The following is a 23,829-nucleotide window of genomic DNA, read 5'->3' on the forward strand; positions in this document are numbered from 1 at the left end:
TCATGACAGCCTGACGACGTAAATACCTGTCAGTGAAATGGGCGTGAAACATTCATCGTGGCCGTCGCCGTCATCGTTCGGCGACGGTCACCTCGAGCGAGTACCGGCTGGCCCGGTAGATGTGCGCGCCGTGCTCGACGTGGCGTCCCTCGTCGTCGTACGCGGTGCGCGTCATCGTGAGCAGCGGCGCGCCCCGTCGCTCGCCGAGCATCTGGGCCTCGGCGCTGGTGGCGGCCCGCGCCCCGATCCGCTGGTGCGCGCCCCGGATCCGGCGGCCGCCGGCGCGCAGGATCGCGTAGAGACCGCCGGCCTGCAACGCCTCCAGGCTCAGGCGCACCAGGTCCGCCGGGAGCCAGTTCTCCATCACCGCCAGCGGCTCCCCGTCGGAGAGCCGCAGCCGGCGCAGGTGCTGCACCTCGCTGCCAACCGGCACGCCGAGCGCGGCGGCCACGTCGGCGGGGCACGGCACGGTGGTCAGCTCCAGCACCGATGTGGACGGTCGCTGCCCGGCCCGCAGCAGGTCGTCGTGCAGGCTGGTCAGCTCGACCGCCCGCCGGACCTCGCCGCGCGCGACCTGGGTCCCCACGCCCCGGCGACGCACGATCAGTCCCTTGTCGACCAGGTGCTGGATCGCCTGCCGCACGGTCGGGCGGGACAACCCCAGCCGGTCGGCGAGTTGCAGCTCGCTGTCCAGGCGGTCGCCGGGGGTGAGCTCGCCGCGTTCGATCGCCGCGGCGAACTGCTCCGCGACCTGGAAGTAGAGCGGGACGGGACTGCTGCGGTCGACCGCGATCTCGGGGCCGGTCACGGAAACCTCCTCGCTTCGGCGACGCGGGATCGGGCGTGCTGGTGCGCGCCACTGTACCGAAGTCGTCACCGAGCGCAGAGCGAGGATGTCATGACAACACATTGACACAACTCACAGGGCACTGTTACCAATCATGGGCAGGACCGAGTCGGCGGGTACGCCGACGCCGGCCGGGACGAAGGGCGCCGCATGCTCGACGTGCTCACCATCGGCCGCATCGGGGTGGACATCTACCCGTTGCAGGTCGCCACCCCGCTGGCCGACGTCGAGACCTTCGGCAGGTTCCTCGGCGGCAGCCCGACCAACGTCGCCGTCGCGGCGGCCCGCCTGGGCCTGCGCTCCGGCGTCATCACCCGCACCGGCACCGACGCCTTCGCCGGCTACGTGCACAAGGCGCTGCGCGAATACGGTGTGGACGACAGCCACGTCCACCCCGTCGACGGCCTGCCCACCCCGGTGACGTTCTGCGAGATCTTCCCGCCGGACCACTTCCCGCTCTGGTTCTACCGCACGCCCACGGCGCCCGACCTGCAGATCCGTGCCGAGGAGCTGGACCTGGCCGCGATCGTCGCCGCCCGGATCTTCTGGCTCACCGGGACCGGCCTGTGCCAGCAGCCCAGCCGGGACGCGCACGCCGCCGCGCTGGCCGCCCGGGCCGGCCGCGCGCACACCGTGCTCGACCTGGATCACCGGCCGATGTTCTGGCCCGACGCACGCGCCGCCACGGCCGCGGTGGCCGAGGCGCTGCCCGGGGTCACCGTCGCCGTCGGCAACCTCGACGAGGTGGAGATCGCGGTCGGCACCCGCGACCCGGAGCGGGCCGCCGACCTCCTGCTGGAGCGGGGTCCAGGGCTGGCGGTGGTGAAGCTCGGCCCCGAGGGGGTGCTCGCCCGCACCGCAACGGAGTGCGTCCGGGTGCCACCGGTGCCCGTGGAGGTGGTCAACGGTCTCGGCGCGGGCGACGCGTTCGGTGGCGCGCTCTGCCTGGGGCTGCTGCGCGACTGGCCGCTGGAACGGACGCTGCGCTTCGCCAACGCCGCCGGCGCCATCGTCGCCTCCCGGCTGGCCTGCTCCGCCGCCATGCCCGACTACGCCGAGACCGCGGCCCTGGCCCGGGACGTGCCGCCGGACCCCGTCCCCGCGACCCCCGCACCGGGAGGAGAAGACCGGTGAGCACCGACTACGAGACGTTGACCCGCACCCGCGCCCACCGGCCGCAGGCGATCGCCGAGGCCGCCGCCGGCCGCGTCCGCCGGCCCTGGCCCGAGCCCGGGCGCCCGCTGTTCATCATCGCCGCCGATCACCCCGCCCGCGGCTCCCTGGGCGTACGCGACAAGCCGATGGCCATGGCCGGGCGGGCCGACCTGCTGGACCGCCTGCGCCTGGCGCTGTCCCGGCCCGGCGTCGACGGCGTGCTCGGCACCCCCGACGTCCTGGAGGACCTGCTGCTGCTCGGCGCGCTGGAGAACCGCCTGGCGATCGGCTCGATGAACCGCGGCGGCCTCGCCGGTGCCGCGTTCGAACTCGACGACCGGTTCACCGCGTACGACGCCGACAGCATCGCCGCGATGCGCTACGACGGCGGCAAGATGCTGTGCCGCATCGACCCGGCCGACCCGGGCAGCGTGTCGACCCTCCAGGCGTGCGCCCAGGCCGTCACCGGGCTGGCCGCGCACCGCACCGTGGCCATGGTCGAGCCGCTGTGGGTGGCGCGCAGCGGCGGGCGGGTCGCCGTCGACCTGCGCCCCGAGGCGATCATCCGGGGCGTCAGCGTCGGGCAGGCCCTCGGCGCCACCTCCGCGTACACCTGGTTGAAGTTGCCGGCGATCGACGAGATGGAGCGGGTGATGGCCGCGACCACCCTGCCGGTGCTGCTGCTCGGCGGCGATCCGGTGGAGGACCCGGACGTGGTCTACGCGCGGTGGGCGCGGGCCCTGCGACTGCCCGGCGTGCGCGGCCTGGTCGTCGGCCGGGCCCTGCTCTACCCACCCGACGACGACGTGGCCGCCGCCGTGGACCTCGCCGGCTCGCTGCTGCCGACCGGGCAGGCCGCGTGAGGACGGCCGACGCCCACCTGCCGTGGGGCGGCACCGCCCGGGGGCCGTGGGCGCTGGAGGTCACCCCCGAGCGGGCCGGCTGGACGTACGCCGGCCTGCGGGTGCTCACCCTGCCCGCCGACGGCGAGGTCAGCTTCGCCACCGGCGACGAGGAGATGCTGGTACTGCCGCTGGCCGGCGCCGGCACGGTGCGCTGCGACGGGGTGCTGTTCACCCTGACCGGGCGCCCGTCGGTCTTCGCCGCGGTCACCGACTTCGCCTACCTGCCCCGCGACGCCACCGTGACGATCCGGGGCGAGGGACGCTTCGCCCTGCCGTCGGCCCGGGCCACCCGCCGGCTCCCGCCCCGCTACGGCGCGGCCCGGGACGTGCCCGTCGAGCTGCGCGGCGCCGGCCCGGCCAGCCGGCAGCTCAACAACTTCTGCGCGCCGGAGGCCTTCGACTGCGACCGGCTGGTCGCCGTGGAGGTGCTCACCCCCGGCGGGAACTGGTCGTCGTACCCGCCGCACAAGCACGAGGAGGACCGCACGCACCACGACGGCCGGGTGGAGGCGGCACTGGAGGAGATCTACCACTTCGAGGTCGCCGGCGGGGCGCCCGGCGCGGGGCCGGTGGGCTACCAGCGGGTCTACGGCACCGTCGACCGGCCGATCGACGTGCTGGCCGAGGTGCGTACCGGCGACACGGTGCTGGTCCCGTACGGCTATCACGGCCCGTCGATGGCCGCGCCCGGCTACGACCTCTACTACCTCAACGTGCTGGCCGGCCCCGGTGCCGCCCGGAGCATGGCCTGTGTGGACGATCCCCGGCACGGTTGGATCCGCGCCGGCTGGACCGACCAGCCCGTCGACCCGCGACTGCCGTTGACCGGCCCCACCACCCGGGAGGCGTGATGCCCAGACTCACCGTGGCCCAGGCGACCGTGACGTTCCTGGCCCGGCAGTTCTCCGAGCGCGACGGGATACGCCGCCGGCTGGTCCCCGCCTGCTTCGGCATCTTCGGCCACGGCAACGTCGCCGGGATCGGCGAGGCGCTGGCCAGCACGGGCGCGGACCTGCCGTACCACCTGTGCCGCACCGAGCAGGGCATGGTGCACACGGCGGCGGCGTACGCCCGGATGACCGACCGGCTGAGCACCCTGGCCTGCACCACCTCGATCGGCCCGGGCGCGACGAACCTGGTCACCGGCGCGGCCGGCGCCACCGTCAACCGGCTGCCGGTGCTGCTGCTGCCCGGCGACATCTTCGCCACCCGGCCGGCCAACCCGGTGCTGCAGGAGCTGGAGGACCCGCGCTCCTACGACGTCAGCGTCACCGACGCCCTGCGGCCGGTCTCCCGCTACTGGGACCGGATCAACCGGCCCGAGCAGTTGCCGGCGGCGCTGCTGGCGGCCATGCGGGTGCTCACCGACCCGGCGGAGACCGGCGCGGTCACCCTCGCCCTGCCGCAGGACGTGCAGGCCGAGGCGTACGACTGGCCCGACGAGCTGTTCGCCGAGCGGACCTGGCACGTGCCGCGCCCCCGGCCCGACGACGCGGCGCTGGCCCGGGCCGCCGGCATCGTGCGGGCGGCCCGCCGGCCGCTGGTGGTGGCCGGCGGCGGCGTGATCTACAGCGGGGCCACCGAGGCGCTGCGCCGGTTCGCGGAGGAGCACGGCGTGCCGGTCGCCGAGACCCAGGCCGGCACGGGCGCGATGCCGTACGACCATCCGCTCGCCCTCGGCGCGGTCGGCGTCACCGGCACCACCGCCGCCAACGAGATCGCGGCCGGCGCGGACGTGGTGATCGGGGTAGGCACCCGCTACAGCGACTTCACCACCGCCTCCGGCACCCTGTTCGACGCCGCCGCGCGCTTCGTCAATCTCAACGTCACCGGATTCGACGCCGCCAAGCTCTCCGGCGCGCAGGTCGTCGGCGACGCCCGGGAGAGCCTCGCCGCCCTCGACGCGGCCTGCGCCGGCTGGGCCGCCGACCCGGGGCACCGGGCGGCGGTGGGGCGGCTGCGCGAGCGGTGGGCGGCCGTGGCGGACGCCGCCCGGCACGCCGAGCCCGACGCGCGGCCCACCCAGACGGCCGTCATCGGCGCGGTCAACGACGCCGCCGGGGAGCGCGGCGTGGTGGTCTGCGCGGCCGGGTCGATGCCCGGCGACCTGCACCGGCTGTGGCGCAGTGCCGACCCGAAGAGCTACCACGTCGAGTACGGCTACTCGTGCATGGGCTACGAGATCGCCGGCGGGATCGGCGTCCGGCTGGCCGCGCCCGACCGCGAGGTGTTCGTGCTGGTCGGCGACGGGTCCTACCTGATGCTGCCGAGCGAGCTGGCCACGGCCGTCGCCGAGGGCGTCAAGCTGGTCGTGGTGCTGGTCGACAACTCCGGCTTCGCCTCCATCGGCCGGCTCTCGGAGAGCGTCGGCGCGCACCGGCTCGGCACCGCCTACGCCGACCGGGCCGGGGCGCCGCTGCCGATCGACCTCGGCGCCAACGCGGCCAGCCTCGGCGCGGAGGTGATCCGGGTGTCGACCACCCGGGAGCTGCGCGCGGCGCTCGACGCGGCGAAGGCGTCGACCCGCACCACCGTGCTGCACGTGCTCACCGACCGGTTCGAGGCCGGCCCGGACGGCGGCGCGTGGTGGGACGTGCCCGTCGCCGAGGTCTCCAGCACCGCGCAGGGGCGGGCCGCCCGGGCCGCGTACGAGGAGGGCCGCAAGGGCCGGCACACCCGCCTGCGTCCCGCCTGACCGTATGGCGGCGGTGGTGCGGCCAGCGCGGGCGGCGCCGCCTGTCGGAAGCAGGACATGCCGGTCCTGCGGCGGCCGCAGCCGGGTGCGGTTGCGGATCTGGGCCAGGGACAGGAACGGCATGGTGATGTTCACACCAGCCCGAGGCCGATGGCGAGTTGGGTGATCGTCGTGGGGGCGTCCGGCTCGCGGGCGACCTGGGCGACCACCTTTCGTACCGCCGGCCGGTGCCGGACTTCGGCGGGTGCGGTGCTGTCGGCCTGCATCAGCAGCCGGGCGGCGTTTGCGGCGTCGCCGGTCTGAAGGTACGCGCGAGCCGCGTCGACCAGATGCGCCGCGCGGTGCTCGATCGGCAGGCACCGCCACCCGTCCCGCCCGACTGCCCTCTCATGCCGGGCGACCGCCGCCGGTCCGTCGCCCAGCTCGACCGCGGCGGCGACCCGAGCCAACTCGACGGCGGTCGGCCCGAACGAGGTGCGGTGATGGTCATGTCCGTCACCGACTCGGGCGGCCATCTCGGCAGCCTCGTCCAACAGATCGTCAGCCGCACGGTCGTTGCCGGATCTGGCTGCGATCAGTGCGGCCTGCACGAGCAGCGAGCCGCACAGCGCCAATCTCTGTGGTTCGCCCGACGTGAGGTCGGGCAGGGCGATCTCGTGGGCGGCGGCGAGCATGACCGCCCGCGTCCGTGCCGATGCCCTGAGCGCCTGGCCGAGTTGCACCGCCGCGCACGCCAGCGCTGTCCGGTCACCGGTCGCGGCGAACATCGCCCGGTCGGCGGCCAGCCAGGCGAGGCTGGCTTCGTTCAGCTTGACCAGCAGCGCCGCCGTGACGCGGTACGCCTCCACCACGGGCATCCGCACTGCTCCCGGGTCGTGGACGTGTACGCGTTGGACCTCGGTCAACAGTGTCGGTAACGACTCGATCAGGTGCGGGTAGCGGGCATGCTGGTAGGTGGTCCACGCGTGTTCCACCTCCCGGGCGAGCAGATCCGGCGGCATGGCCTCTCGACGGGCCGCCGGCTGGCCGTGTGCCATCGCGTACGTCGACAACGCCGCGCGAATTCGAGCGACACCCGCACAACGGACGGACATCCCGGCGGCGGGCTGGGCGTCGCCTCCGAGCAGGGTTGCGGCGTCGACCCGCAGCACGGCGGCGATGTCGCGGATGGTCGACACCCGCTCCAACGAGCGCACCCCACGCTCGACCTTGTCCACCCAGCTCTTCGACTTCCCAAGTCTGTCCGCGAACGACTGCTGCGACAGTCTCCGCCGCACCCGCAGATACGCCACCCGCCGACCGAGTGGCACCGGTTCATCGCCCACGACGCCACCGCCGATCCGGCACCGCCCGGGTCGTCTCCTCCGTTGGTATTCGTTCCGCCTCGGCCTGCGCGAGAATCCGCTGCTTTGCGGCCTCCCGCTCCGCCGCTTCCGCCTGCTCGCCCCGGCCGTTGCCCCGATCGAGTTCCGTACCGCCCACGTGTGACCCCTCGTCCGACAGGGCGCGACGGTGTCGTCGGGAGATCTCACCCACCGTCGGGCCGGCTCAACGGTGCGACCGCAGCAGATCGAGAAGGGACGAACGTGCGGCCGCGCTGTAATCAGGACGCTACGGACCGCACATCTGCAGGCTGGAACGCTTACGCACCACTACTGTGTGGTCAGGCTCATCCGCTCGCAAAGCCCTCGCAACTCCGGCGACGTCGCCCCCTTGCGCAGCAACGAGCGCGCCGTCTCCCGAGCCGACACCGAGGATCGGGAATGCTGTGGACCGACCCGTTCCGCGGCGAGCAGCATCCGCACAGCGTCACGATCGCGTCCGACCGCCTCTGCGGCACGGCCCATGTCGAGCCAGAAATACACCTGCCGCACCGCCGGCAGACCAGTCAACTCCACGCCCGCCGCCGTCTCCAATGCCGCCTCCGGACGGCCCGTGTCGAGCAGGAACGCCATACGCCACAGCGCGACGTTCCGTGGCCCCCAGGCGAGATCCCAACTGTCGGTCTCCCCGGTGCGGGCCGCGATCCGAGCCGCCTCCGAGAGATGCTCCTCCGCACCGATTTGATCGCGTAGGCCGGCGAGGTGATGGGCCCGCGCCAGGTGCAGGAACCCCAGCACGTCCAACGCCCCGGCCGCCCCGCTACCTGCAAGATCGGCCCCCGCCACCTCGCACAACTCCCGCGCCGGACCGTACGCACCCGAGTAGGCCGACACGCGCGCCCGGTTGGCTGCCGCAACCCCGGCTGCCACCGGGTCGTCAAGCAACTCGGCCGCCTCAGCACAGCGCTCCGCGGCGAGCCAGGCATGTGCCGGGTAACTGACGTTCAGCAGCGACCCCATCGCCACGCCATACACGGGCACCATCTCCGTCAACGCAGCCTGTCGATCGTCGAGTCCGTGCATCGCCGGCACGAGGTCCACGAGCCGCCGCAAGGCACCCGCGTAGTCGCACCGCCCGTACAGGCCACGCACGAGCGCCGCCTCCCGACGCACCTGCTCGACAGTCGCCGCCGCGTCGGAGCGCCGGGCCGTCGGCGTGTCCATCATGATCCGCCACACCCGTTCGGCATCAATGCGGGCGGCATCAAGCTGCCGATCAGCGGGGGTGTACGCCTGCCCGGTCAAGTCAACCACCGAACACTCGAGAGCGGCTGCAAGATCCACCACCATGTACCGGTCAGTGCGCTGCTGACCCCGCTCGATCCGCGACCACGACGTGTGGGAGATGCCCGCCCGGCTGGCTGCATACCGCACACTCCAGCCACGCAACTCCCGACGGGCACGAATGCGATCACCAATCGACGGATCAGCAGGTATGGGCCGGCGAGGCATGAGCGGCGCTCCCAGATGACATGAGATTCCTGCGGGCTTCTTTCGGCAGGCTGCCACATCGGACGGTACACGGTTGTGCACCGACGGTGCCTTCTGTGCCGATTGGTTCAGGGGCTGCGTCGCCATCGCGTCAGACCGATTCGCTAACCTCCGCTGCCGACCGACATCGGGGCATCCAACACCGCAATAGAGCGGCCTCCCTGGTCTGCGTGGGGGCGGTTCGGGAGCCAGACCGGGCCCAACCAGCGTCCAGGCTTCGTAGAGGGGCAAGGTGTGGCCGGTCAGCGTTGGTCAGGCATATCGCGAGGGGTCGGGCGGCGAGCGCGGTTGTCCGCTGCTCGATCCCTCGCTTGTCAGTCGCGTGCTTGTCTGGCGGAATCAAATCCGCCAATGTCGCCGATGCTCAGCTTGGCGTCGGGCACCGGCGTCGGTCGGGTTAGGCCCGGCCCAGGTGACGGGACAGGAACGTGTCGTCCACCCCGACCCACCGAGCGCTGTGGTGGTCGCCCGGCCTTGCGTGCAACGTCTTCTCCGCGTCCAGCGTCGCCTGCCATTCCGACACGGACTGTTCCGCGAGCGAGGCCGTGAAGCGGACGCTGGCCGCCGCGAACCGCGAGGTGTCACCCGACACCACGGCTTCCCGGATCTCCGTACGGGCCCGCTCCTGAAAGTCCGTACGCGGACGGTCGCCGTGTCGTGGGGCGTCGATCGCGGCGACGTTGAACCCCCAGGTGGTCACGGCGCGCAGGGCGCTGGCCAGGAGCCCCGACGCCTTCTTGTGCATGCCGCCGTTATGCCCCGAGAGCACGATCGGGGCATGGTCGGCGCCGGATGCGGGTGCCCAGAGCGCACCCGGGATCTCGCACACGAGGAAGTCCCGTTCGACGACACCGCCGGACGAGGTCTCGGCGGTGAAACGCACAGAATGCATGGTCTGGTGCCTTTCAGGAGTGCCATCCTGATGGGCGCTCCCGGCGGCGTTAGCGTCAGCCGCCCGCCCGCCCGCCCGCCCGGAAGGGAGCACCACGTGCGAACTGCGTTCACGGGGCTCACCTCCTCGGTCGGGTCGTTCACCCGGAGCCGTACGGGCGTCGCGGCGCCCGGTTCCCGCGCAGCCGCAGCGCGGCGACGGCAGCAACCGTCAGCAGGATCGCCAGGGCCGGCCCACCCGCCATGAGCATCAGGCCCGCTCCGATGTTGGCGCCGATCCCGCCGGCGGTCAGCACCCGCCAGGCGAAACCGACGAGGACGCCGGCCGCGACGAGCGGCAGCAGCACCCGCCACCACCGGCGATCGAGACGGCGGCGTGCCATGGCCCGGAGCAGCACCGCGAACGCGGCGACGGCGCCGACGCACGCCAGCGCGCCGACGATGCGGTCCCCGGCGGCGCCGAGGCTCACCGGCCGGACCGCGTAGTCCAAGTCGACGCCCTCGGCCGCGAGTCGGCGGGCCTCGTCGCCGGTGAGGTCGCCGATGAGCCACCAGGACGCCACCGGGACGCACAGGACCAGGACGAGCGCGGTGATCGGGATCGTCATCCGGCGCCGCCCCGTCATGTCTGCCGCCTTCTTCCCGCGATCCGCCCACCTTGCCTGCGTGAGTATGCGGCCGGAACGCCGACGCCCGCCACCGCGCACCACCGACCGATCGACAGGCGTGCCGGGGCCAGGCATCGACGGGGATTGACAGATGACTTTGTGCGCGCTGAGGATGACCCCAGCTCACGGACCCGACCGGAACAGCCGATCGTCCACCAGCCGGAGGGCGCTTCCGCGATCCGGCGGCGTCGGTCCGCCGCCCACACCAGAAGGGTCGACCCATGCGTGATCCCCTAGGTACCCGGTGGCGACGCCGCCTTCCCGTCCCGGCCGCGCTGGCCGCCGCCACCGCCGTGGTGCTGCTGGTCAACCCGGCCTCGGCCGTCGTACCCGCCGCCGAGCCTCCCATGGAGCTGGTGCGGGTCGCCGACGAGGAGGCGAACGTCGTGGAGGTGCTGCTGACCGGCACCGCCCAGCTCGACGCCCTCGTCGCCACCGGCGTCGACCTCGACCACCACGTCGAGCGCACCGCGGACGGCGTGGTGGCGCACGCGGTCGTCACCGCCAGCGAGGCCGCGGCGTTGACCAAGGCCGGTTTCACCCTGGGCGAGGTGCTGCACCGCCCCGCCGACGCCCGCGCCCGGGTCGCGGAGCGCGCGGCGACCATCGCCGGGCACGTGGCGCGCAACCGGGAGTTCGCCGCCACCACGGCCGGCCCGACCGCGTCCGCCGTCTCCGATGTCAAGATCATCCGGGCGGACTACTACACGTCCGGAACGAGCCAGGTCCTCTCGGTCGAGGCGAAGTGGGCGCAGGGACAGAGCGCCGCCGACGCGCTCACCGTCGAGCGGGACAGCGGCCCCGGCACCGAGTTCGGCTCCGGCGGCACGCAGACCATCTCCCGCTTCGTCGACGCCGGCGTCTACCTCTACCACCGGGGCGCCGCGACGGTGACCAGCCGGCCCGACCGGATCCGGATCACCAGCCCGACCGGCGACGTCGCCGTGGCCGAGGTCCAGGAGTGGCTGCCGACCCCGGGCGACGGCCCGGAGGGCCCGGGCTACCAGAAGGACTTCGTCACCAGCTACCTGACGCCCACCGAGCTGTACGCGCGGATCCACCAGCTCGCGGCCCAGTTCCCGCGCCTGGCCGAGATCGTCGAGCTGCCGTACCGGACCAACGGCTACCGGCGGCACGCCCAGGCGGTGCTCGGCACCGCCGCCGACAGCCGGGTCGCGGTGGACTCCCGGGCCTGGGGGCACGAGGGCGGCAACGACGTCTCCGTGGAACTCGCCGACCCTGGCGCGGCGGACAGCCCGCTGGCGGTGACCGTCGCCGGTTCCGCCGTGCGGGTCACCCTCGGCACCGGCGGCGCCGGGGCGGTGACCAGCACCGCCGCCCAGGTCGTCGCCGCGCTTAACGCCGGGGCCGGGGCGCTGCTGCGGGCGTACACCTATCGGGGCAGCCCGGGCACCGGCGTGGTCGCGCCGGCCGCGCGGACCCCGCTCAGCGACGGCCTGAGCGCCCCCGCGAGCGTCTCCCGCGACCCGCATCCGGTGTACGCCATCCGGATCGGCAAGCACCGCGACGGCTCGAAGCTCGGCGTGCTCGCGTACGCCCAGGAACATGCTCGTGAATGGGTGCCGCCGCTGGTCACGGTCGAGACCGCCGAGCGGCTGCTGCGCAACTACGCCCACGACGGCCGGACCCGGCAACTGCTGGACAACCTCGACATCTGGATCGCCCCGTCGATCAACCCCGACGGCGGTCACTACTCCTTCTACGACTTCAACTCGCAGCGCAAGAACATGACCAACCACTGCGACCCGTCGGTCGGGCCGGCCGACTTCCTGGCCCGCAACTCCTGGGGCGTGGACAACAACCGCAACTACACGGAGTACAGCCTCTTCGACGGCTACTCGGGCGCGTCGACGAGCTGCACCAGCGGCACGTACGCCGGGCCGAGCGAGCTGTCCGAGCCGGAGAACCGCAACCTCGACTGGCTGGCCGCCCGCCCGAACATCCGGTTCTCGATGAACCTGCACTCCTCGGGCAACTACTTCATGTGGTCGCCTGGGGCGTACGCGCTGCCCGACCGGGTCTCCGCGCCCCGCCCGACGCTCGCCGAGGAGTCGGCCTTCTGGGGCGCGTCGTCGCGGATCCTGGCCGCCATCAAGCGGCACCGCAACATGGCGGTCACCCCGGCGCGCACCGGGCCGATCTCCGACGTGCTCTACTCGGCGGCCGGCAACTCCGGCGACATGCTCTGGTACAAGTACGGCATCTACGCCTGGAACTTCGAGGTCGGCACCTCCTTCCAACCCGAGTGGGACGAGGCGCACGACGAGACGATGGAGTTCGCCAACGGCCTGGTCGAGCTGATGCGGGTGGCCCGCGACTTCGCCGAGGACAGGACCCGCCCGCGCAGCACGCTGACGGTCGCGCCCAGCGCGACGCCGGGCATGGTGGACGTGACCTTCTCCACGAGCGAACCGGCGGCGGTCTTCTACACCCTGGACCGGGCCGCCCCGACGTACGCGTCGAAGCTCTACGGCTCGGCCGGCATCCGGGAGGGCGGCGAGACGCTGACCGTCCCGGCAGGCACCCGGGTCCACTGGTTCTCGGTGGACTCGGCGGGCAACGTCGAGAACAACTACCGCCCCGACGGCAACGGCCGCAACTACCGCAAGGAGACGGCCGCGCTGCCGAGACGCTGACGGCCGAAGCGCGAACGGGGGTGCGTCGGGTTCCCTCCTCCCGGCGCACCCCCGCCGCGTGCGGCCCCGCCCCGCGTGTGTCCTCCGGGCCCCGGCAGGCGCGCCCCGACCAGCACCGGCGCATGATCGGCTACGGTGGTGCTCGAGGTTGCTGCCGACAGGGGAGGGACCAGCGGAGATGGGCGCGCTGCTGGCTCTGGCCCTCGGCGGCCTGGCCGTGGTCGTCCTGGCCAACGCGCTGGCCCGCCGCACCAACCTGCCGGCGTCGGTGCTGCTGGTCCTCGCCGGGATCGGCTACGGCTACCTGCCCGGCCCGAACCTGGAACTCGACCCCGAGGTCGTGCTCTACCTGGTCATCCCCCCACTGCTCTACGCCGCCGCCCTGCAGTCCAGCCTGACCGCGCTGCGCCGCAACGCCCGGACCGTGGTCGGCCTGTCGGTCGCGCTCGTCCTGGTCACGGCGCTGGCCGTGGGTTACGGGCTGCACGCGGTGGTGGCTGCCGTCCCGCTGAGCTTCGCCATCGCGGTGGGCGCGGCGGTCTCCCCGCCGGACCCGGTGGCGGCGCTGTCGATCGGCCGGCGGGCCGGCATGTCGCCCCGGCTGACCACGCTGGTCGAGGGGGAGGGGCTGCTGAACGACGCGACGGCCCTGACGATCCTGCAGGTCGCCGTGGCGACGGCGGTCGGCGGCCGGTTCTCCGTCGGGCACGCGGTGGGCGACTTCGTGTTCGTCGCCGCCGGTGGGCTGGGCATCGGCCTGGCCGTGGCGTGGGTCATCGCGCGCCTGCGGAAGATGTCCTCCGATCCGCTGACCGACAACGCCCTGTCCCTGGGCACCCCGTTCGCCGCCTACGCGGCGGCCGAGAGCCTGCACGTCTCCGGCGTCCTGGCGGTCGTGGTGGCCGGCCTCTGGTTGGGCCACCGCAGCGCGTCCCTGCAGTCCAGCGGCGCGCGGTTGCAGACCCGTTCGGTCTGGCACCTGGTGGAGTACCTCCTTGAGGGCTACGTGTTCCTGCTCATCGGCCAGCAGCTGCCCGCCGTCGTCCGCGGGCTGGCCGCCTACGACCTCGGCACCGTCGTCGCGGCGGGGGCCGTCACCGTCGGCACCGTGCTGCTGGTACGTCCGCTGTGGCTGCTGGCCGTCGCGCATCTGCCCGCCCGGATGCACGCCCGCCTGGGCGGGGATCCCCGGCCGGACAACCCGCCGCTGTCCGGCCGGGAACTGCTTGCGCTGAGCTGGGCGGGCACCCGGGGTGTCATCACCCTCGCGGCGGCCTTCACGCTGCCCGCGAGCACGCCCGCCCGGGACCTGCTGCTGTTCTGCGCGTACCTGGTGGTGCTGGTCACCCTGGTCGGCCAGGGGCTGACCTTCGCCCCGCTGCTGCGCCGGCTGCGGCTGCCGGGCACCGACGTCAGCCGGGCGCTCACCCGCAACCAGGCCCGTGCCGCGGCGGTGCAGGCCGCCCTCGACCGGCTGACCGCCCTCGCCGAGGCCGATCCGGGCGTACGCGAGGTCGCCGACCCGCTGCGTCGGGCGGCCGAGGGCCGCCACCGGCGCTACACCGAACGGGTGGCGCTGCTCTCCCACGTCGAGGACCAGGTGCTGCCGGTGGACGACCGGTACCGTGCCGCCCTGCGGGCCCGCCGGGAGATGATCGCCGCCCAGCGGGACGAGCTGCTCGCCTGGCGGGACGCCGGTCGCCTCGCCGACGCCGACATGCGCACCCTGGAGCGCGAACTGGACCACGAGGAGAGCATCCTGCCGGCGCCGCCCCCGTCCTGACCCGGCTGCGCCGGGAGCCGGGTGACGGCAAGGCGTTCAGTCCGGCAGCAGCGGCATCTCCAGGCCGGGGGCACGGCCGAGCAGCACCGCCCGGGTGAGCGCCGCCGAGCCGAACCGGTCGCGCACCGCGTCCACCGCCGCGTCCAGGTCGGCCCCCGGGTCGCGGTCGAACGGCAGCGGCGGCTGCACGGGCGAGTCGTCCAGGTTGCCGACGGACACGCCGATGAGGGTCACCCCGCGCCGCTCGATCTCCGGCAGGGCCGCGCGCAGCAGCGCCCGGGCCGCGCCGAGCAGCGGGACCGTGTCCGCGGTCGCCTTGGCCACGGTGCGGGAACGGGTCGCGCGGGTGTAGTCGCCGAAGCGCAGGCGCAGCGTCACCGTCCGGCCCGCCCGCGACGCCGCCCGCATCCGCCGGGTCACCCGGTCGACCAGGCCGCCGAGGATCGCCGCCAACTCGGCGGGGGAGTGCGGCCCGGCGCCTAGGGCGTGCTGCGCGCCCATCGAGGAGCGCCGGCGGCCGACCTGCACCGGCCGGGGGTCGCGGTTGTGCGCCAGGGCGTGCAGGTGCCGGCCGGCGCCCGCGCCGAGCAGCGAGACCAGGGTCGCCTCGCCGAGCCGGGCGACCTGCCCGACGGTACGCACGCCCCGCTCACGCAGCTTCGCCGAGGTCACCGGACCGACGCCCCACAGCCGCTCCACCGGCAGCGGATGCAGGAACGCCAACTCCCCGTCGGGCGGCACGACCAGCAGACCGTCGGGCTTGGCGACGCCGCTGGCCACCTTGGCGAGGAACTTCGTCCGGGCCACACCCACGGTGATCGGCAGGCCGACCCGCGTGCGCACCTCCCGGCGCAGCCGGGCGGCGATGTCGGCGGGCGGCCCGACCAGGCGCCACAGGCCACCGACGTCGAGAAAGGCCTCGTCGATGGAGAGACCCTCGACGACCGGGGTGGCCTGCCGGAAGATCTCGAACACCGCCCGGCTGGCCGCCGTGTAGGCCGCCATCCTCGGCGGCACGACGAGCGCCTCCGGGCAGAGCCGGCGGGCCTGCCGGCCGCCCATCGCGCTGCGTACGCCCCGGGCCTTCGCCTCGTAGCTGCACGCGAGGACCACACCGCCACCGACGATCACCGGCCGGCCCCGCAGGCGCGGGTCGTCGCGCTGCTCGACCGACGCGTAGAACGCGTCCAGGTCGGCGTGCAGGATGTGGGCTTCGCGCGACACGAACATATGTTCGCACGGAAGTCTGGCGTAGCGGCACTGACCTGCCCGAACAGCGCCGGTAAGGGCTACGGTTCGTCGAGCGGGCAGCCGTAGGCGAACTCCCCTGCGGGACCGGCGGCCGCCGGGCGTTCATCCCCGTCGTGCCGCCGAGGCGGCCTCGACGGGCGACCACCCGCCCGTCGAGGCCGCCCCGGCCGGTCCGGTTCCTTCCGCCGAGATCACCGCGGGGTTGCTCCGGGTGACGCCGTGACCCGTCGAAGCACCTCCGCCCGCAGGCGTCGGAGTTGGTCGAGCTGCCCCCGTCTGGACGTGTCCAGGACCGCGGCCTGCGCACGCCCCTGGGCCGCGCGGACGGCGGCGGTCATGCCGACCTCGTCCTGACAGTCGGCGTCGGCGGCGGCCGTGGCAAGCTCCTGTCTGACGACCGGCATCAGGTCGGAGCGGTTCTCGGCCGCCCTGGTGAAGGCGCCCTCGATGCGACCGCGCGCCTCGTCGAACGTCCGGGCCGGTTGCCCTGCTCGTTCCATGCATGCCGACCAGACGGACTGGGCGCCGCGGAACTCCGCATCCTGGCTCACCGTCTCGACCACCCGGTTGGCCAGCACCTGGAAGGTGTCGTACAACCGTTGCCAGTCGTCGCCGTACAGCGCGGCGGTGGCCTGGTAGGTGCATCCGTCGCTGTTGTAGTACATCTCGTGGTCTTCCGGAAGTTGCACGGTCACGCGGTGGGCTTCGGTGCCGAGAAGCGCCTCGTCCCAGCCCGGCGTCGACGTCGGCGCCTGAGCTGGTCGCGGCCGGGCCTGCGCGTCCCCTGCGAGGGAGCTGGTGATCCGGTACCCGTCGATCCTGGCCTCTTCCCTGCTGAGCAGCCCGTACGGATTGATGTCGCGCAGACGCGTCGCCGAGGAGAGCGGGGTCGGCCGGTACGCGAACCCCCTGTCCCTCATGCATCGCGTGACGAGCTCCTCGTACGCGTCGTGCAGGGCCGAGCTTTCGGCGCTGGTGAAGTAGGTGACACCGTCCAGTGGCTGGGGAAGGTCGACCGTGGCGGTGCGGCCGGGTGCGGCAGCGCACCCGACCACCCCCAGCAGGACGGGAAGCAGGACCACCTGCGCCCACCTCTGCGGATTCATCGGACGCCTCTCAGTAGAGGCACCACCGGTTGGAGCCGACGTGGTGATACAGGTTGCTGCCCAGGCGCTTCCAGCCGGTGCCCCGGTTCAGGTTGTAGGCCGGCGCCCGGTATCCGGTGTTGTAGTAGACGGTGACGTTGCACGAATTACCGTTGTTGTAGAGCGACGCGGCGTTGGCGAACTTCGTGTACTGCAGCAGGTTGGTGTTGTCGCCGTAGACCGTGCCGGGCGCGCCGCCCCAGTCGTACTGGGTGTACGCGCACAGCGCGCCACCGGGGCAGGGGTCCGCGCTGGCGGGCGCGGCCGTGAGCATGCTGCCGATCACGGCGGCCGCCGTGAGCGCGGCGAGCGAGGAACCGACTCGCGCGACCCGTCGTACCGGGTTGTGGGCCTCTTGTCGCATTGATGACTCCCTTTCGGACTCGCACCGGCGGTGCCGGCTGCTGTCCACTTGATGATGTGGTTCAGTCCTGGGTGTCGCGCTTGGTGCGTTCTTGGCGCGGGCTGGGGCGTCACAGGGCGTAGTGGATGCGCGGTGTGGTCGGACGGGGGCTTTGATGGACATTCGACTGCTCGGGCCGGTGGAGGTCTGGGCCGGCACGCGCGGGCTGGACCCCGGGCCACCGCAGCGGCGCGTCGCCCTCGCTGCCCTGGCGGTCGACGCCGGCCGCCCGGTGTTGACCGAGACCTTGATCGAGAGGATCTGGGGCGACCGGCCACCCGCACAGCCACGCGCGGCGATCCACGCCCACGTCACCCTGATTCGCCGCCTGCTCGACGAGGCCCACGCCGTCGACGGGCAGCGGCCACCGGTGAGCCTGGTACACCGCGGCAACGGCTACGTGTTACAGGCCGACCCGCGACAGGTGGACCTACTGCGATTCCGGTCCCTCGTCAGCGAGGCCCGGCGGCACCCCGACGGCGAGCGGGTCGGTCTGCTGCGCGCCGCCCTGGACATGTGGCGGGGCCCGGCCCTGGCGGACATCTCCGGCGAGTGGCCGGCGCGGATGCGGGACGGCTGGGGCCTGGAACGACTGGACGCGGCGGTGGAGTGGGCCCGGACCGCGCTCAGGCTGGACCACCACGCCCGGATAATCAGCCGGGTACGCGCCCTGCTGGACGACTATCCGGCCGCCGAGCCGCTGGTGGCGGTGCTGATGCAGGCGCTGGCGAAGACCGGTCGGCTGTCCGAGGTGTTCGACTGCTACGCGACGCTCCGGCAGCGGCTGGCCGAACAGTTCGGGGTCGACCCCGGCCCGGAGTTGCAGCGGTTGTACCAGGCGGTCCTGCACGGCGACCTCGACCAGGCGGCGCCCGCGGCCGCACCGCGGGAACGAACGGTGCCCGCCCAACTGCCGGCCGACGTACGCGGCTTCAGCGGCCGGGGCGACGCCATCACACAGCTCGACCGGATCCTGGACACGGCCGAGCAGCAGGTGACCTCCGGTGTCATCGCCGCGATATCGGGCACCGCGGGGGTCGGCAAGACCGCGCTCGCGGTGCGGTGGGCCCACCGGGTCGCGGACCGGTTCCCCGATGGCCAGCTCTTCGTGAATCTGCGGGGATTCGCCCCGGGCGGGCTGTTGGACTCCGCCGAGGCGGTGCGTGGTTTCCTCGACGCCCTCTGTGTGCCGCCCGAACGGATTCCGCTGGACCCCGATGCGCAGGCCGCCCTGTACCGCACTCTGCTGGCGCAGAAACGCGTCCTGGTCGTGCTGGACAATGCCCGCGACGCCGACCACGTGCGCCCCCTGTTGCCCGGCACCTCCACCGCCATGGTCGTGGTCACCAGCCGCAGACGGCTCACCGGCCTGGTCGCCGCCGAAGGCGCCCATCCACTGACCGTCGACCTGTTGTCCACACCGGACGCCAGCCGGCTGCTCACCCGACGACTCGGGTCGGACCGGATCGCGGCGGAGCCCGAAGCCGTCGGGCGGATCATCGACGCCTGCGCGCGGTTGCCACTCGCCCTGGCCATCGCCGCGGCCCGCGCTCACGAGACCGGCTTTCCGCTCGGGGCCATCGCCGATGAACTCGACCAGGCCGATCAACGGCTGGACTTCCTCGACACGGGGGATCCGGCGAGCCGTGTCCGGGCGGTCTTCTCCTGGTCGTACCAGGCGCTCCGGTCGCCAGCGGCCCGGCTCTTCCGGCTGCTCGGGGTGCACCCCGGCCCGGACGTCACCGTGTCCGCCGCAGCCAGCCTCGCCGGCATCCCGGTGCAGCAGGCGCGAGCCCTGCTGGCCGACCTGACCCGTGCGCACATGGTCGCCGAGCACTCCCCGGGCCGGTACACCCTGCACGACCTGCTGCGCGTCTACGCGTCCGAACAGGCCTCCGCACAGGATTCGGGCACCGAGCAGAGCGCGGCGATCCTCCGGATGCTCGACCACTACCTCCACACCGCCCACGCCATGGACCTGGCGTTGGATCCGCACCGGGACGCCATCGCCCTCGATCCGTGCCGAGCCGGGGTGACGGCCGACGTTCCTGCCGACGCCGCCCGGGCACTCGCCTGGTTCGAGGCGGAGCGACCCGCGATACTCGCCGCCGTCCGACAAGCTGTGGCGGCCGGCGAACACACGCACACCTGGTCGTTGGCGTGGGCTCTCGCGACATTCCTCGACCGCCAGGGGCACTGGCACGACCTGCTCGCGACTCAGCGCGCCGCCCAGAAAGCCGCGCGTCGCCTGGCCGACGGATCCAGGCAGGAGGCGTACGCGCACCGCAACCTGGGTCGGGCGTTCACCCGACTCGGTGACTACGACCGGGCGGATCGCCACCTCCGGAGCGCCCTCAAGACATACGCGGATTCCGGCGATGCGGTGGGCCAGGCCCACACCTATCGAGGGCTGAGCTGGGCCGCCGAGGGAGCGGGGAAGCTCCGCGACGCGCTGCGCAACTCCGAACGCGCCCTGGAACTGTTCCGGGCGGCCGACCACCGGGCGGGGCAGGCGGACACCCTCAACGCCGTCGGCTGGTACCGGGGGCTGCTCGGCGACTGCCATGGCACCCTCAGCTATTGCGGGAAGGCCCTCACGCTGCTTCGCGAACTCGACGACCGGTACAGCCAGGCGGCCACCCTGGACAGCCTCGGCTACGCCCACCACCACCTCGGGCACTACCCGCAGGCCGCGGAGTGCTACCAGGCAGCCGTCGATCTGCTGAGAGAGGCCGGCGATCGGCACCACGAGGCCGAGGTGCTCGTCCACCTGGGCGACACCCGGCAGGCCGGTGGTGCGGCCACCGCCGCCCGCGAGGCCTGGCGGGCGGCACTGGACATCCTTGTCGACCTTGGGCACTCCGACGCCGATGACGTGCGCGCCAAGCTCCGTCTTCTGCCGGGGGAGGACAACGGCCGCAACTACCGCAAGGGCTCCGCCGTCCTGCCGCGCTGATCGCCGGTACGTAGGCGCCGCCGAGCCGACCCGCGGGGAAGGCGGCCAGGAGCCGCCATATCGGTGCCGATCGGAGTCACGCCGATGGCAGCCGACGCCGCGCGCGGACGAGGGCGATCCGGTGCGCCGCCACCAGCGGCAGCACCCCGACGGGGTACCAGGCGAGATCGACGGGATCGAACTGCACCCCGAGCACGAGCCGGGCCAGCAGGCTGCGCGCCGACAGCGCCGCCGGTATCCCGGTCAGCTGTGCCGCCTCGACCGCCCAGCAGAAGGCGATCGCGCCCGCGCCCGCCACCGGCGGTGAGAGGCGCGGCCAGAGGAACAGCGTGCCGGCCCAGACCATGGCCGCGTACAGCGCGGTGCCGGAGTGCTGTTCGAGTCCGCCGTCAGCCAGTGCGCGGACGACGAGGGCGACGGCCAGGAAGAGGGCGGCTGCGGCGAGCAGCAGGATCCGGATCCGCCGAGGGGTGGTGGACATCCCGGCGATGGTAGCCCGACGGAGGGTCAGGACATCGCGGTCGGCGAGGGTGGTGCGGTGCCGCCCCGCGGGGCCTCCGCCGTCATCAGCCGGGCGATCTCCGCCCGGTCGGCGGCGGACGGCAGCCCCCACCCGGGCGGTAGCCGTACACCTCGTGCAGCGGGCGGGAGGTGGTACGGCCGCCGAGGATCTCGATCGCGTCCGCGTCGATCAGCCCCGGGTGCTCGACGCCGCACGCCTCGGCGACCTTGACCAGGTCCCGGCGCAGCGTCCGGACGTAGTTGGCCGCGCGCACCGACTTCGAGGCGGGGTCCACGCCCCGGACGAGCCACGGGTTCTGCGTGGCGACGCCGGTGGGGCAGGTGTCGGTGTGGCACTTCTGCGCCTGGATGCAACCGATTGCCAGCATCGCCTCCCGGCCGACGTTGACCATGTCGCAGCCGAGCGCGAACGCCACCACCGCGTTGTCCGGCAGGCCGAGCTTGCCGGACCCGACGAACACCACCTGCTCGTGCAGGTCACGCTCGGCGAAGATCCTGTAGACCCGGGCGAAGCCCTGCTGGAACGGTAGCGACACGGAGTCGGTGAAGATCAGCGGGGCGGCGCCGGTGCCGCCCTCGCCGCCGTCGACGGTGACGAAGTCGACCCCACGCCCGGTGTCCCGCATCAGGGTGGTCAGCTCCTCCCAGAAGCCCAGGTCGCCCACGGCGGACTTGATGCCGACCGGCAGGCCGGTCTCGGCGGCGAGCAGTTCCACCCAGTCGAGCAGGCTGTCGCAGTCGGAGAACTCGGCGTGCCGGGACGGGCTGACGCAGTCCCGCCCCTGCGGGATGCCCCGGGTCGCCGCGATCTCCGCGGACACCTTGGCGGCCGGGAGCAGGCCGCCGAGGCTGGGTTTCGCGCCCTGGCTGAGCTTGATCTCCAGCGCCCGCACCGGCGCGCCGGCGACCAGGTCCCGGAGCCGGTCCAGGCTGAACCGGCCGTGCTCGTCCCGGCAGCCGAAGTACGCGGTGCCGATCTGGAAGACCAGGTCACCGCCCTTGCGGTGGTACGGGGACAGCCCGCCCTCGCCGGTGTTCTGCAGGCAGCCCGCCAGCGCGGCGCCCCGGTTGAGCGCCTCGACGGCGTTGCCGGAGAGCGACCCGTAGCTCATCCCGGAGATGTTCACCACCGATTCGGGACGGAACGCGCGGGCGCGGCCCCGGGCGGCGCCGAGCACCTTCGCGCCCGGCAGTCGCACGTCGTGTCCCGCGCCGGGTGCCGACGGCGGCACGGCCGGGCCGAAGGTGCGGTGTTTGATGATCGGATAGCCGGGGGTGAACTCGATGTCGTTGTCGGTGCCGAAGCCGAAGTAGTTGTTCTGCTGCTTCGCCGAGGCGTACACCCAGCGGCGCTGGTCGCGGGTGAACGGCCGCTCCTCGTTGTTGCCCGCGACGATGTACTGGCGCAGCTCCGGCCCGATGGACTCCAGCAGGTACCGGGCCCGGCCGAGGACCGGGAAGGTGCGCAGCAGCGCGTGGTCGCGTTGGATCAGGTCCCGCGCGGCGAGGGCGGCGACGGCGGCGACGGCGGCGGGTACGACTCGGCTGGCCCACTTCATGCCCGCCACTCTTTCCGCGATCGTCGGGCGCCAAACGGACCGGCGTACGGATTCCCGGCGGATCGGCGCGAACCTTCCGCTCACCCCGCCGACGGGTGGCCGACGCCTGGAACGTGACACCTTTCCCATCCGCCACTGATGCCGGACGATCGACAGGTGGGGAAGGCCGCAGGTGGACCGCCTACAACTCGTCGAACGGGCGGGCGTAGGTGAACCCGCCCCGGATCGACGGCTGCCAGGCGGTCAGCGGGCGTGCCATGAAGTACTGCGGCCCCCACGGCTGCGGTGGGGTGACGCCGAGGTCGACGGCCGGGCGGAACCCGAAGCGCGGGTAGTAGTCGGGGTGCCCGAGCAGCACCACGAGGGGCTCGTCGCGCGCGTCGGCCGCGCCGAGCACCGCGTGCATCAGCGCGCAGCCGACGCCGCGCCGCTGCCGGTCCGGCAGTACGCCGAGCGGGCCCAGCCCCAGCGCGACGGGTTCGCCGGCCACCCGGGCCCGGGTGGCCACCACGTGCCCCACGACCTGCCCGCCGTCGACCGCCACGAGGGAGAAAGCGGGCAGCCAGCCGTCGTCCGCGCGCAGCGCGTCCACCAGCCCGGCTTCGACGGGTACGGCGTCCGGCTTGGCCGGGTCGGCGAAGGCGGCGAGGTGCACCGCCCGGATCGCGTCGGTGTCGGCGGGGGTCTCACGTCTGATCAGCACCGGGCGAGGATAGGTGAGCCGGGGCACGTACGCTCGCCAATATCAGCGCTCTCCGGCCCGCCGGGTCACCACCTCGCCGATCATGGCCAGGGCGAACTCGAACTCGTCGTCGTGGTCGCACCTGGCGAGACCTGGCGCTGCCTCCGCGAGGGTGGGCCACGGCGCGATCACGCACGGCCGGTGACCCACGCCGACCAGGAAGTACGCCACCCTCACGCCTGCCACAGGGAGCACCCGTGAAGCAGTTCGACATCCCCGCCACCGAGATCCTGAGGACGCGGCAGAAGCTCGTTCTCGACCACTTCCACGACGAGGTGGTCCAGCGGTGGGACGACGTGCTGGCAACGTTCCCGCACCCGCACTATGAGCTCGTCGCCACCCTGACCGTCCACGACGGAGACTCCGCGGTGCGCGGCTACTACCACGACACGCGTGTCGCGTTCCCCGACCAGCATCACGAGATCATCGCGCTGCGGCACAGCCACGACGCGGTCATCGTCGAGTTCTGGCTCATGGGCACCCACCTGGGACCGCTGGGGAAGATTCCGCCGACGGGGCAGACGTTCCGGGTGCGGATGACGGCGTACTTCCTCTTCGACGAGCAGGAGAACCTGGTCTGCGAGCGGATCTACTTCGACACCCTGACCATGCTCAAACAACTGCTCGGCGGCCTCGACCTGCGCAACCCCCGACACTGGCCGACGGCGGTCAGAGCCGTCCGCGGCCTGCTGTCCATGGCGGGTGAACCCGACCCCCGCCTGCTCGCCACCACGCCACCGGACCTGGGCACCCGGCCCTGAACACGGACAGTCTGGC

Annotated in this window: 20 protein-coding genes; 8 read left to right on the plus strand and 12 right to left on the minus strand. The window is 73.1% G+C overall.

What is annotated here, in order from left to right; all coding sequences use genetic code 11:
* Positions 1–70: 70 nt before the first annotated feature.
* Entirely contained in the window at positions 71–808 is a 738-nt protein-coding gene (locus ABZ809_RS21300; RefSeq protein WP_357564305.1) for a GntR family transcriptional regulator, read from the minus strand.
* 189 nt (positions 809–997) lie between these two features.
* Between ABZ809_RS21300 and iolC the strand changes: the two genes are divergently transcribed.
* From iolC to iolD, 4 genes are read left to right on the plus strand one after another with little or no spacing between them, the layout of a single operon-like run.
* Positions 998–1,981: a 5-dehydro-2-deoxygluconokinase gene (iolC, locus tag ABZ809_RS21305; protein WP_357564306.1), complete on the plus strand. Its 984-nt coding sequence runs from the start codon at positions 998–1,000 to the stop codon at positions 1,979–1,981.
* Positions 1,978–2,865 (plus strand): aldolase, encoded by an 888-nt coding sequence (locus ABZ809_RS21310; RefSeq protein WP_357564307.1) that lies wholly within the window; start codon positions 1,978–1,980, stop codon positions 2,863–2,865. The genes iolC and ABZ809_RS21310 overlap by 4 nt, the downstream gene beginning before the upstream one ends.
* Positions 2,862–3,758, plus strand: coding sequence for a 5-deoxy-glucuronate isomerase (gene iolB / locus ABZ809_RS21315; RefSeq protein ID WP_357564308.1), 897 nt, complete (start codon positions 2,862–2,864; stop codon positions 3,756–3,758). Before ABZ809_RS21310 ends, iolB begins: the two co-directional genes overlap by 4 nt.
* The gene (iolD, locus tag ABZ809_RS21320; protein WP_357564309.1) at positions 3,758–5,602 is read left to right on the plus strand and encodes a 3D-(3,5/4)-trihydroxycyclohexane-1,2-dione acylhydrolase (decyclizing); all 1,845 of its coding nucleotides are present in this window, start codon (positions 3,758–3,760) and stop codon (positions 5,600–5,602) included. Before iolB ends, iolD begins: the two co-directional genes overlap by 1 nt.
* A gap of 131 nt (positions 5,603–5,733) precedes the next feature.
* Here iolD and ABZ809_RS21325 read toward each other — a convergent pair whose 3' ends face one another.
* The 4 genes from ABZ809_RS21325 to ABZ809_RS21340 form a co-directional block, all read right to left on the minus strand.
* Positions 5,734–6,927: a helix-turn-helix domain-containing protein gene (locus ABZ809_RS21325; protein ID WP_357564310.1), complete on the minus strand. Its 1,194-nt coding sequence runs from the start codon at positions 6,925–6,927 to the stop codon at positions 5,734–5,736.
* Positions 6,928–7,254: 327 nt separating this feature from the next.
* Positions 7,255–8,403, minus strand: coding sequence for a helix-turn-helix transcriptional regulator (locus tag ABZ809_RS21330; protein ID WP_357564385.1), 1,149 nt, complete (start codon positions 8,401–8,403; stop codon positions 7,255–7,257).
* 469 nt (positions 8,404–8,872) lie between these two features.
* Positions 8,873–9,367 (minus strand): hypothetical protein, encoded by a 495-nt coding sequence (locus ABZ809_RS21335; RefSeq protein ID WP_357564311.1) that lies wholly within the window; start codon positions 9,365–9,367, stop codon positions 8,873–8,875.
* Positions 9,368–9,506: 139 nt separating this feature from the next.
* Positions 9,507–9,992 carry a hypothetical protein gene (locus ABZ809_RS21340; protein WP_357564312.1) on the minus strand — a complete coding sequence of 162 codons (486 nt, stop codon included), beginning with the start codon at positions 9,990–9,992 and terminating at the stop codon, positions 9,507–9,509.
* Positions 9,993–10,255: 263 nt separating this feature from the next.
* On the opposite strand from ABZ809_RS21340, the gene ABZ809_RS21345 reads away from it, so the two are divergent.
* Together ABZ809_RS21345 and ABZ809_RS21350 are read left to right on the plus strand one after the other, a co-directional pair.
* Entirely contained in the window at positions 10,256–12,691 is a 2,436-nt protein-coding gene (locus ABZ809_RS21345; RefSeq protein WP_357564313.1) for a M14 family metallopeptidase, read from the plus strand.
* A 178-nt stretch (positions 12,692–12,869) separates the two neighbouring features.
* A complete protein-coding gene (locus ABZ809_RS21350; RefSeq protein WP_357564314.1) occupies positions 12,870–14,474 on the plus strand; it encodes a Na+/H+ antiporter in 1,605 nt (534 codons plus the stop codon).
* 36 nt (positions 14,475–14,510) lie between these two features.
* Here the strand turns inward: ABZ809_RS21350 and dinB are convergent, their stop codons facing one another.
* The 3 genes from dinB to ABZ809_RS21365 form a co-directional block, all read right to left on the minus strand.
* Positions 14,511–15,698 (minus strand): DNA polymerase IV, encoded by a 1,188-nt coding sequence (gene dinB / locus ABZ809_RS21355; RefSeq protein WP_357564315.1) that lies wholly within the window; start codon positions 15,696–15,698, stop codon positions 14,511–14,513.
* Positions 15,699–15,916: 218 nt separating this feature from the next.
* Positions 15,917–16,831, minus strand: a complete 915-nt coding sequence (locus ABZ809_RS21360; protein WP_357564316.1) for a hypothetical protein — start codon at positions 16,829–16,831, stop codon at positions 15,917–15,919.
* A 10-nt stretch (positions 16,832–16,841) separates the two neighbouring features.
* Positions 16,842–17,234, minus strand: coding sequence for a peptidase inhibitor family I36 protein (locus ABZ809_RS21365; protein WP_357564317.1), 393 nt, complete (start codon positions 17,232–17,234; stop codon positions 16,842–16,844).
* A 154-nt stretch (positions 17,235–17,388) separates the two neighbouring features.
* Here ABZ809_RS21365 and ABZ809_RS21370 point away from each other — a divergent pair, with 154 nt between their 5' ends.
* Complete coding sequence (locus ABZ809_RS21370) at positions 17,389–20,229, plus strand: BTAD domain-containing putative transcriptional regulator (RefSeq protein ID WP_357564318.1); 2,841 nt, start codon at positions 17,389–17,391, stop codon at positions 20,227–20,229.
* Positions 20,230–20,305: 76 nt separating this feature from the next.
* On the opposite strand, the gene ABZ809_RS21375 is transcribed toward ABZ809_RS21370, so the two are convergent.
* From ABZ809_RS21375 to ABZ809_RS21390, 4 genes are all read right to left on the minus strand, one after another.
* Positions 20,306–20,710 carry a DUF2809 domain-containing protein gene (locus tag ABZ809_RS21375; RefSeq protein WP_357564319.1) on the minus strand — a complete coding sequence of 135 codons (405 nt, stop codon included), beginning with the start codon at positions 20,708–20,710 and terminating at the stop codon, positions 20,306–20,308.
* A gap of 85 nt (positions 20,711–20,795) precedes the next feature.
* Entirely contained in the window at positions 20,796–22,310 is a 1,515-nt protein-coding gene (locus ABZ809_RS21380; RefSeq protein ID WP_357564320.1) for an FMN-binding glutamate synthase family protein, read from the minus strand.
* Between the two features lie 181 nt (positions 22,311–22,491).
* Positions 22,492–23,013, minus strand: a complete 522-nt coding sequence (locus tag ABZ809_RS21385) for an N-acetyltransferase (RefSeq protein ID WP_357564321.1) — start codon at positions 23,011–23,013, stop codon at positions 22,492–22,494.
* A 42-nt stretch (positions 23,014–23,055) separates the two neighbouring features.
* Entirely contained in the window at positions 23,056–23,238 is a 183-nt protein-coding gene (locus ABZ809_RS21390) for a hypothetical protein (RefSeq protein WP_357564322.1), read from the minus strand.
* An 11-nt stretch (positions 23,239–23,249) separates the two neighbouring features.
* On the opposite strand from ABZ809_RS21390, the gene ABZ809_RS21395 reads away from it, so the two are divergent.
* Positions 23,250–23,813: an ester cyclase gene (locus tag ABZ809_RS21395; protein ID WP_357564323.1), complete on the plus strand. Its 564-nt coding sequence runs from the start codon at positions 23,250–23,252 to the stop codon at positions 23,811–23,813.
* Positions 23,814–23,829: the final 16 nt, after the last annotated feature.

Source organism: Micromonospora sp. NPDC047074 (assembly GCF_040643815.1).
GTDB lineage: Bacteria > Actinomycetota > Actinomycetes > Mycobacteriales > Micromonosporaceae > Micromonospora.